The organism is Achromobacter sp. DMS1 (genome assembly GCF_001270295.1).
Window position 1 is genome coordinate 1 of the sequence record NZ_LHSJ01000160.1, and the last position, 9,573, is coordinate 9,573.

A 9,573-nucleotide genomic window follows, 5' to 3' on the forward strand; every position below is an offset into this window, starting at 1 on the left:
CCTGGCCGGTCGCCCTCGCCGGTCGCCCTCGCCGGTCGCCCTCGCCGGTTGCACGATTTGCTAACCTAGGCATCCCCGCGTAGGCCGGCGTCCGCCCGGCGCGCGCCTGCCCCGCCCGCAGACGCTTGCAGCTTGATGCCGCGGGTTGCGAGGTAGTCATGATGTCCCCGTCCAGGCAAGAAGAAGCAATCGCCACCCTGCGCGAGCAGGGTTTCGTGGTGATGCGCGGTTTCGCGCGTCCCCACGAAGTGCAGGCCCTGCGCGCGCAGGCCGAGCGCCATCTGCGCGAGCGGATCGAACCCATCGAATACGAAGCCGACGTGCGCTATCCCGGCGCGCCGGCCTCGCGCCGGGCCGAAGGCGGCCACACCGCGCGCGCCTGCTCGACGCCTACGGCCGGGGGCCGCTGTTCGCGCGCTGGGCCACCGATGCGCGCGTCGGGGCGTGGCTGGCGGCCTGTTTCGGCGAAGCGCCGGTGCTCTCCACGGTGCACCACAACTGCGTCATGACCAAGCACCCGGCCTACGGCAGCCTCACCGGCTGGCACCAGGACGTGCGCTACTGGTCGTTCACCGAACCTTCCCTGGTGTCCTGCTGGCTGGCCCTGGGGCCGGAGCGGCGCGAGAACGGCGGGCTGTCGTTCATTCCTGGCTCGCACGCCGCCGCTTTCGAGGCGCGGCAATTCGACGAGCAGAAGTTTTTTCTGGACGACCTGCCCGAGAACGCGCCCTGGATCGCGCGCGGTCTGTCCCGAGCTGGAGGCGGGCGACGTGGTGTTCTTCCACTGCCGCACGCTGCATGCCGCGCAGGGCAACGCCAGCGGCCAGGTGAAGCTGTCGCTGGTGCACACCTACCATCCGCAGTCGTGCCGGCCGGTGCCGGGCACGCGCTCGGCCTCGCGTCCGGGGGTGCCGCTGGAGCCGGCGCCATAGCGTTCATGCCGATTGGAATCTGCTATTAATAATTGAACTACAATTAAAGTCAGCGCACTGCGCATGGTTGAGCCGGTCCTGGCATCGGCCCTGCGCGGTTTTCCGCGCCGCTGCCAGAACTCGAATAGGCTCTTCCCTGTGCGCAACCCACTCCCAGACGACACGGAAAAATCGCAGGCAACGGCCGAGTCCCGGTCTTCGCTTTTCGTGGGCTCGACCGAAAAAGCCTTCCAGGTGCTGCATGCGTTCGACGGGCCGAAGCGCCACATGACGCTGGCCGATATCGCCCGGGCCTCGGGCCTGGACCGCAGCGCCACACAGCGCCTGGTCTATACGCTGGAAACGCTGGGCTATCTGCGCCGCATCCCCGATACCCGCAATTACGGGCTGACGCCGAAGGTGCTGCAGTTTTCGTACAACTACGTGCGCGCCAACGAACTGATCGACAAGGCTTCGCCGTATCTGCTGGACATCAGCCGCACGTTGGGCGAGACGACCAACCTGCAGGAGCTCGATGGCCACGAGATCGTGTTCGTGGCGCGGTTTCCCGGCCATCACCTGGTCAATGTGGATATCGCGGTGGGCAGCAGGCTGCCCGCCTACTTCACGGCCTCGGGCACCGCGATTCTGTCGCGCTTGTCGGACGAACAGCGGCGCGAAATCCTGGCGCGGACGCGGCTGGAGCCCATTACGCCCCATACCGAAACCGATCCGGAGAAGCTGCTGACGCGCGTGCGGCGCGTGGCGGAGAAAGGCTACGCGATCATCGCGAACGAGACGGTGCTGGGAGACATCTCGGTGGCGGCGCCGGTCATCGATCATCGCGGGCTGGCGGCGGCCGCGATCAATATCTCCGTGCCCACGACGCGCTGGACGGTGGCGCGGGTCGAGGCGGAACTGGCGCCGCATGTGCAGGTGGCGGCCACCTCGATTTCCAAGTCCAAGTTTTCAGGGTATTCGAGATAGGAGGCCGCCGGGCCCCGCGCCGGCGCCGCGCTCAGGCAATCCCTTCGAACTCCTTGAGCAAGGGGATCAATTCCGCCCGCAGCGCCGCCCGCAGTCCATCCGCCGGCGCCACGAGGGGATCGAGCACTTCCGGCGCATCCACCCCGATCAAGTCCATCACCGATTTCATCGGCCCCGGGTTCGTCTCGGCGAAAGCCAGATTCATCAACGGGATCAGCCGGCGGTGCAGCGCCATGGACTCGCGCGTGCGTTCCTGGGCCCCCAGCTCGTAGACCTTGCGCCAGGCCGTGGGCAGCAGGCTGGCGGTGACCACGACGCCGCCTCGCGCGCCGGCGGCGAGATGGACGGGCAACAGCGTGTCTTCGCCGCTGAGCACCGCGAAGGACTCGTCCACGCCGGCCACGGTGCGCAGGAAATGGTACATGTCCGTGTTGCAGGCCTTCATGCCGATGATGTTCTCATGGCGCGAGAGTTCGTGCAGGACCTCCGGCGCGATGGCGATGCGGGTGCGGTACGGGATCTCATAGATCATCACGGGCAGCGGCGAGGCGTCCGCGTAGCGCAGGAAGTAATCGCGGATGCCGGCCTGCGTGGGCGTGGTGTAGTAGGGCGTCAGCACCATCAAGGCGTCGGCGCCGGCGTCGGCGAATGCCTGGCCGGCCTGCAGGGCATCGTGGAAGCCGGGGTCCAGCACGCCGGGGACGACCGGCACGCGGCCTTGCACGGCGTCGACCGTGAGCTTGCACATGCGCACGCGTTCGTCGCGCGCCAGGGCCCCGTATTCGCCGGTGCCGCCCAGCGGGACGATGCCGTCGATGCCTTGCTTGAGCAGGTAGGCGACCAGGGCCCGGGCGGCCGGGACGTTGATCGTGTCGTCGGCGTTGACGGGAGTGGGGATGGCGGGGAAGATTCCGCGCAGTCGGGTTGCGTTCAGCATGAATCGTGTCCTGAGAGATGAGACGGGCGCGGATCAGCCGGCCAGGCTGCGGCGCCGCAGCCGGTCGGCCAGCCAGATCAGCGTGGCGATAAAGAGGAAAAGGCAAGTGGAGACGGCCGCGATCACCGGGGAAATCTGCAAGGTCACCTCGTCCCAGAACTGCTTGGGCAGGGTGGCGTTCAGGCCGCCGGTTGCGAACAGCGCAATGGTCAGCTCGTCGAACGAGGTGGCGAATGCGAAGAGGAACGACGACATCAGCCCCGCTGCCAGGATGGGAAACGTGACGAACCGCAGCGTGGCCCACGGGCCCGCGCCCAGGCTCTGCGCCGCGAGGTCCAGGCGCGTGTCGTAGTTGCGCAGCACCGCCATCATGGTGATCACCACATAGGGCACGGCCACTACCGTATGCGCCAGGATCAGGCCGATGCTCGAACCCACCAGGCCGACCCGCGCAAAGAAATAGAACATGCCCACGGCGATGATCATGCGCGGCACCACGATGGGCGAGAGCACGAAGGCCAGCATGGCCGACTTGCCGCGCAGGTCGGCGCGCACCAGCAGGAAGGCGGCGGGCGTGCCGATCAGCATGGCCAGCAGGCCCGTGCCCACGCCGACGATAAGCGAACGGGTAATCGCCTGCATCCACACGGCGGAGGTGAACATCTGCTCATACCATTGCAGCGAGAAGCCCTTGGGCGGCCAGGTCAGGCCCGATCCGGAATCGAACGACAGCGGGATCATCAGGAAGGCGGGGGCGGCCAGGAAGGCCAGCACCAGCAGCACGATCCACCACAGCGTGCGTGACTGCCCCGTGCCCGACACCGAGCGCCGCAGCCGCCGGGGCAGCAGGTCGAACAGGCGGTCCGAGACGCCGGCCAGCAGCGTCAGCACGGCATCGCCGGCCCGGCGGCTCAGGCTGGCCCCGCCCGATGCGCGGACCCGGGCCGAGGCGGCGCCGGTCATCGTGGAGAGCCCCAGCACTTTGTCGTAGATGGCGAACACCGCCAGCACCACCACCAGCAACAGGACGGACACCGCGCCGGCGAACTCCCAGTTCATGGTCTGCTGGACCTGGTCGATGATGATTTGCGTGATCATCGTCTCCTTGCGCCCGCCCAGCAGCGCGGGCGTGATGAAAAAGCCGATGGCGGTCACGAACACCATGATGGCGGCCGCGGCCACGCCGGGCATCGACAGGGGGAAATAGATCTTCCAGAACGCCGTGCCGGGACGCGCGCCGAGGGTGGCGGCGGCGCGCGGCAGGTTGCGGTCGATGTTTTCCATGACCGACAGCATGGTCAGCACGGCCAGCGGCATCAGCGCATGCACCATGCCCACCAGCACGCTGCCGAAGTTGTAGAGCAGGTTGGCCGGCGCATCCAGGATGCCCAGCGCCTGCAGCAGTTGGTTCACCACGCCGTTGCGGCCCAGCAGCACCACCCAGGCGAAGGTGCGCACCAGGAAGCTGGTCCAGAACGACAGCAGCACCCAGAACAGCAGCGAGGTCTTGCGCCGGGCCGACAGGCCGGAGATCAGGTAGGCCACCGGATAGCCGGCGACTACGGAAAAGAACGTCGTCCACAGCGAGATCTTCAGCGTGATGAGCAGCACGTTCACGTAGACCGTCGACTGGAACAGCCGGTGGTATTGCGCCAGCGAGAAACCCTGGTCGCCGTGGAAACTCAGGAGCAGCAGTTGTCCCACCGGATAGATGAGCAGCGCCAGCAGCAGCGCCGCCAGGGGAGCGGCCATCAGGAAATGGCGGCGCCCCTGGCCGGCGCGCTTGCGGGAAGAGGCGGAGGAGGTCATGCGCTTACTCCGGGATGGCGACGGCATCGGCGGCCTGCCAGCCGACCGACAGGGACTGGCCGATGGCGTAGTGATCGGCATGGCGCCGGGTGGGGTAGGCCACCACGATGGGGGCGGCATCCGCCGCGCCCGTGTCCAGATAGAGCTTGGTCAGGCTGCCGGTGACCATGACGTCCAGCAGCTTGCCCGTCAGCAGCGGGCCGCCGTCGCCGGCCTCGCGCACGCGCAGGTTCTGCGGACGCAGCATCAGGGTGACTTTCTGCCCCGCCTTGATGGGCGCGCCGTTGGACAGCGCCGGTCCGGTTATGCCGTGGCGTTCCAGCCTGACCGACAGCATGTCGCCGTCCACCGAGGCGACTTCGCCCCGCAGCAGATTCGATTCGCCGAGGAAGTCGGCCACGAACAGGGTGCGCGGACGGAAATACAGGTCGGCCGGAGTGCCCAGCTGCTCGATCGCGCCGCCGTTCATGAGGCAGATGCGGTCGGACATGGTCATGGCCTCTTCCTGGTCGTGCGTCACGTAGACGATGGTCGTGCCGAGCTCGCGGTGGATGCGCTTGATTTCCAGCTGCATCTGGTCGCGCAGTTTCTTGTCCAGCGCGCCCAGCGGTTCGTCCATGAGGATGATGGCGGGGCGGTAGACCATGCAGCGGGCCAGCGCGATGCGCTGCTGCTGGCCGCCGGAAAGCTCGCGCGGCAGGCGCGCCGCCACGTGCGGCAGGCGCACCATCTCCAGCGCGTCCATCGCGCGGCGCCGCGCCTCGGCCGCCGGCACTTTGCGCATCTTCAGCGGAAACGCGATGTTTTCCTCGATGGTCATGTGCGGGAACAATGCGTAGTTCTGGAACACCATGCCGATGTCGCGCTCGTACGGCGCGCCGTAGGTCACGTCGGCGCCGTCGATCAGCACGCGGCCCTCGTCGGGCCGGGCCAGGCCGGCGATCAGGCTGAGCAGGGTGGTCTTGCCAGAGCCGGAAGGGCCCAGCAGGGTCAGGAATTCGCCGCGAGCGACGTCCAGGTGCGTGGGCGCCAGGGCGACGAAGTCTCCATAGCGTTTGCCCAGGCCCGAGATTTGCAGATTGGAGGAAGACATGGCGTTCAGTCGGAAAGGAATTACTTCAGGACCCAGCTGTTGAAGCGCTCAAGCACGTCGCGCTGTTTTTCCAGCCAATAGGCGGCGTTAATGTGCAGGCCGGTCTTGATGTTGTCGGGGTGCGTAGGGCAATCGCGGGCCACGTCGGGCTTGATGTAGTCGAAGGCGGCCGGCTGCGTGACGCCGGCGGCGAAGTATTCGACCAGCGAGGCCTGGCGCTTGGGGTCGGAGGCGAACTTGATGAACTCGCGGCAGGCGTCGGCGTTCGGCGTGCCCTTGAGAATGGACCAGTTGTCGCAGCCCCAGATGTTCTGGTCCCACACGATCTGCACGGGCGCGCCATTGGCGATCGCGGACTGCGCGCGCGATACCCAGGTGGCGATCATGTCCACCTCGCCGGACCCCAGCATTTGCTCGACTTGCGCGCCGGTGTTCCACCACACTTCGACGGCGGGCTTGATCTTGTCCAGGCTGGCCAGCGCGCGGTCGATGTCGCAGGGGTAGACCTTGCCGGTGGGCACGCCGTCGGCCATCAGCGCTTCCTCGATGGTGTCGAACGGATGCTTGCGCAGGCCGCGCCGGCCGGGGATGTTCTTCACGTCCCAGAAATCCGCCCACGAGGCGGGCGCGCGCCGGCCCTTGAAGGCGTCGGCGCGATAGGCCAGCACCGTGGCATACACGTTGTTGCCCACGCCGTATGGCGACATGTACTGCCCGGGAATGGCGGCCACGACCGGATCGGATTCCAGGCCATGCTTTTCCAGGTACACCTTGCCGCCTTCGGTCAGCATCAGGATGGCGGGCTGGCTGATCTTGGCCATGTCCCAGGTGTAGTTGCCAGTCTCCACCATGCTGCGGATCTGCGCAGTGGGTTCGGCATTGGCCTGCACGCCCACCACCTGGATGCCGGTGGCTTCGGTAAAGGGCCGGTAGAACACGGCCCCGTAGGCCTTGCTGTAGATGCCGCCGTCGTCGCGCACGACGATGCGCTTGGAAGCCGCGCGCGAGGGCGTCCAGATCATGGGCAGGGCCAGGGCGGCCGCGCCGGCGGCCACCGTCTTGAGCGCATTGCGGCGCGAGGCGTTAAGGGAGGTCGGTTTCATGGAGGGCTCCTACGGGTCGAGAACGACGGCTCAGGGCAGCAAGCGGCCGGGGTTGAAAAGACGGTCGGGGTCGAAAGCCTGTTTCACAGCGCGCATCATTGCCAGTTCGACCGGCGACTTGTAGTGCGCCATTTCGGCCAGCGAGCTGCGGCCCACGCCGTGTTCCGCGCTGAACGTGCCGCCCAGCGCGTGGGCCGCGTCGTTGACGGCGCGCCGGATGGCGGCGGCCATGGCGTCGCGGTCGGGCAGGGCGTTCCAGGCATCGAAGCTGAAGAACGGAATGAAATGCACGTTGCCGTCGCCCAGGTGCGCCACAATCAGCACGGGCAGGCCCGGCACCAGCCGGTGCACCGCCTGCGTGGCTTCGTCGATGAAGCGCGGCACGGCGGACACGGGCACGGCGGTGTCGGTGGTGAGGCCCACGCCGGCCTTCTTATTGCCTTCGGACACGCTGTGGCGCACTTCCCAGAACGCGGCGCGCTGGGCGCCGTTGCTGGCGACGACCGCGTCCTGGAGCAGACCGAGCCCGGCGGCCTGCTCCAGGATCCGCAGCAGCAGGGCCTGGAGTCCGGCGTCGCCGCCCGTGTCGGACAGTTCCACCAGCACATGCCAGGGATGGACGCCGGCCAGCGGGTTCTTGCGGCCCGGCACGTGCGCCATCACCACGTCAAGCTGGTTGCGGTCGATCATCTCGAAGGCTGACAGGCGCGATCCGCAGGCGCGCTGGAACAGGTCCAGGATGCGCAGCGCGTCTTGCGGGCTGCCCGGCGCCAGCCAGGCCACGGCGTGGGCGGTGGGCAGGGGATGGAGCTTCAGCACGGCGGCCGTGACGATGCCCATCGTGCCTTCGGCCCCGATGAACAGGTGCTTGAGGTCGTAGCCCGTGTTGTTCTTGCGCAGCGCGGTCAGGCCGTTCCAGACGGCGCCGTCGGGCAGCACCACTTCCAGGCCGAGGATGTTGTCGCGCGTGTTGCCGTAGCGCAGCACGCCGGTGCCGCCGGCATTGGTGGCGATGGTGCCGCCGATCTGGCATGAGCCTTCCGCGCCCAGGCTGATCGGGTACAGCCGGCCCGCGGCCTCGGCCGCCTCCTGCACCGTGGCCAATATGCAGCCGGCCTCGACCTCCATCGTGTTGTTGGCGGCATCCAGGTTCCGGATGCGGCGCATGCGGGAGAGGTTGACGATGACGGGCGTCGGACCCTCGGCCGCCGGCACGGCGCCGCCGCACAGGCTGGTGTTGCCGCCCTGGGGCAATACGGGCACGCCGTGCGCGCGGCACAGGCGCACGACTTCCGACACTTGTCCCGTATCGCCGGGCAGCGCCACGCACAGCGCCGGGCCCTTGTACCGGCCCCGCCAGTCTTCGGTATAGCCAGCCAGGTCTGCCTCGGAATGAAGCAGGGCGTTTTCGCCCAGGGTCTGGGCCAGCGCGTTTCGCAGAGTCATGCCGTCGGTCATATCTGTGGTTCCGGAGGGGGCCCGGGCCATCGACTTCGCCCGAGCGCGTTCAGGCACAGCATACGATCGCTTGAATCGCTCTTCGATTTAAATAATCTTATTGCGATTAAATTTAGGGTATGTCCTAGCACATTGGCCGGGAGATTGCCGCCGGGCCGGCCGCGCGGGAAAGAAAAGCAGTGCGCCCGGTTGTTGTGATAAAAACAATCGAAATACAATTGAATCGCTCGTTATACGATTCAACAACCCAACGCACGGGGAAAGGGAAGGAACATGCTGCCCAATGTGATGGATTACCGGCGGCGCGCGCGGAAACGCCTGCCCCGGCTGGCGTTCGACTACCTGGAGGGCGGCGCAGAGGACGGCATCGCGATGGCGCGCAATGCCTCGGCGTATGCGGAACTCGAGTTCCGCCCCGATGTGCTGGTGGACGTGTCGGAATGCCGGCTGGAGACGCAGGTGCTTGGCGCCGCGTCGGCCATGCCTGCCATAGTCGGGCCGACCGGGTTGAACGGCCTGTTCTGGCCCGAGGCGGACATCCATCTGGCGCGCGCGGCGCACGAAGCCGGCCTGCCGTTTGTGCTGTCGACCGCTTCCACCTCCCTGCTCGAAGCGGTGCGCGCGGCCACGAGCGGCGAACTCTGGCTGCAGCTCTATGTGCAGCGCGACCGCCGCATCGCGGAGCATCTGATGGACCGCGCCTGGCGGAATGGCTACACCGTGCTCTTTCTTACCGTGGACGTGCCGGTGCACGGCAACCGCGATCACGACAAGCGCAATGGTTTCAAGCTGCCCTTGCGGCCGTCGCGCCGCCTGTTGCTGGACCTGGCCTCGCATCCGGGCTGGTGCTGGCGCATGCTGCGCCATGGCGGGCCGCAGTTGAAGAACCTGGCGGTCAGCGCCAACGCGCGCGAAAACATCACCGAACAGGCCGCGGTCCTCAGCCGCCAGATGGACTTGGCACTGACGTGGGAAGACCTCGCATGGCTGCGCCGCGCATGGCGCGGACGCATTGTCGTCAAGGGCATTCAGGGGCTGGCCGACGCGCGCCGCGCGCAGGCTTGCGGCATGGACGGCATCGTCCTGTCCAACCATGGCGGCCGGCAGCTGGAAAGCGCGCCCTGTCCGCTGGAAATCCTGCCGGAAGTCGCGGCGAGCCTGGGCAGGTCGCTCGAAATACTGGTGGACGGCGGCGTGCGCCGCGGCAGCGACATCGCCAAGGCCGCGGCGCTGGGCGCGCGCGCCGTGCTGCTGGGGCGCGCGCCCCTCTACGGG

7 protein-coding genes and 1 pseudogene are annotated in these 9,573 nt (G+C 67.5%); 3 read left to right on the forward strand and 5 right to left on the reverse strand.

Annotation, left to right across the window (positions count from 1 at the left end):
- The first annotated feature begins 161 nt into the window (after nt 1-161).
- Both AD428_RS17315 and AD428_RS17320 read left to right on the forward strand, forming a co-directional pair.
- A pseudogene (locus tag AD428_RS17315) lies at nt 162-932 on the forward strand (phytanoyl-CoA dioxygenase family protein).
- A gap of 138 nt (nt 933-1,070) precedes the next feature.
- A complete protein-coding gene (locus tag AD428_RS17320) occupies nt 1,071-1,898 on the forward strand; it encodes an IclR family transcriptional regulator (protein ID WP_053246001.1) in 828 nt (275 codons plus the stop codon).
- A 31-nt stretch (nt 1,899-1,929) separates the two neighbouring features.
- On the opposite strand, the gene dapA is transcribed toward AD428_RS17320, so the two are convergent.
- Genes dapA through AD428_RS17345 form a run of 5 tightly spaced genes read right to left on the reverse strand, consistent with a single transcriptional unit; the run spans nt 1,930 to nt 8,286 of the window.
- A complete protein-coding gene (gene dapA, locus AD428_RS17325) occupies nt 1,930-2,835 on the reverse strand; it encodes a 4-hydroxy-tetrahydrodipicolinate synthase (protein WP_053246002.1) in 906 nt (301 codons plus the stop codon).
- Nucleotides 2,836-2,868: 33 nt separating this feature from the next.
- Nucleotides 2,869-4,644: an ABC transporter permease subunit gene (locus AD428_RS17330; RefSeq protein ID WP_053246003.1), complete on the reverse strand. Its 1,776-nt coding sequence runs from the start codon at nt 4,642-4,644 to the stop codon at nt 2,869-2,871.
- 4 nt (nt 4,645-4,648) lie between these two features.
- On the reverse strand, nt 4,649-5,737 hold the full coding sequence (locus tag AD428_RS17335) for an ABC transporter ATP-binding protein (RefSeq protein WP_053246004.1): 1,089 nt from the start codon (nt 5,735-5,737) through the stop codon (nt 4,649-4,651).
- A 20-nt stretch (nt 5,738-5,757) separates the two neighbouring features.
- On the reverse strand, nt 5,758-6,840 hold the full coding sequence (locus AD428_RS17340; RefSeq protein WP_053246005.1) for an ABC transporter substrate-binding protein: 1,083 nt from the start codon (nt 6,838-6,840) through the stop codon (nt 5,758-5,760).
- Nucleotides 6,841-6,870: 30 nt separating this feature from the next.
- On the reverse strand, nt 6,871-8,286 hold the full coding sequence (locus tag AD428_RS17345; RefSeq protein WP_235490713.1) for an FAD-binding oxidoreductase: 1,416 nt from the start codon (nt 8,284-8,286) through the stop codon (nt 6,871-6,873).
- A 285-nt stretch (nt 8,287-8,571) separates the two neighbouring features.
- Here AD428_RS17345 and AD428_RS17350 point away from each other — a divergent pair.
- On the forward strand, nt 8,572-9,573 hold a 1,002-nt coding region (locus AD428_RS17350), incomplete at its 3' end, for an alpha-hydroxy acid oxidase (RefSeq protein WP_053246007.1).

What these genes read in the sequence shown, in the direction of transcription:
- dapA (WP_053246002.1), bottom strand. Translation starts at nt 2,835, where the DNA reads ATGCTGAACGCAACCCGACTGCGCGGAATCTTCCCCGCCATCCCCACT.
- AD428_RS17330 (WP_053246003.1), bottom strand. Translation starts at nt 4,644, where the DNA reads ATGACCTCCTCCGCCTCTTCCCGCAAGCGCGCCGGCCAGGGGCGCCGC.
- AD428_RS17335 (WP_053246004.1), bottom strand. Translation starts at nt 5,737, where the DNA reads ATGTCTTCCTCCAATCTGCAAATCTCGGGCCTGGGCAAACGCTATGGA.
- AD428_RS17340 (WP_053246005.1), bottom strand. Translation starts at nt 6,840, where the DNA reads ATGAAACCGACCTCCCTTAACGCCTCGCGCCGCAATGCGCTCAAGACG.
- AD428_RS17345 (WP_235490713.1), bottom strand. Translation starts at nt 8,286, where the DNA reads ATGACTCTGCGAAACGCGCTGGCCCAGACCCTGGGCGAAAACGCCCTG.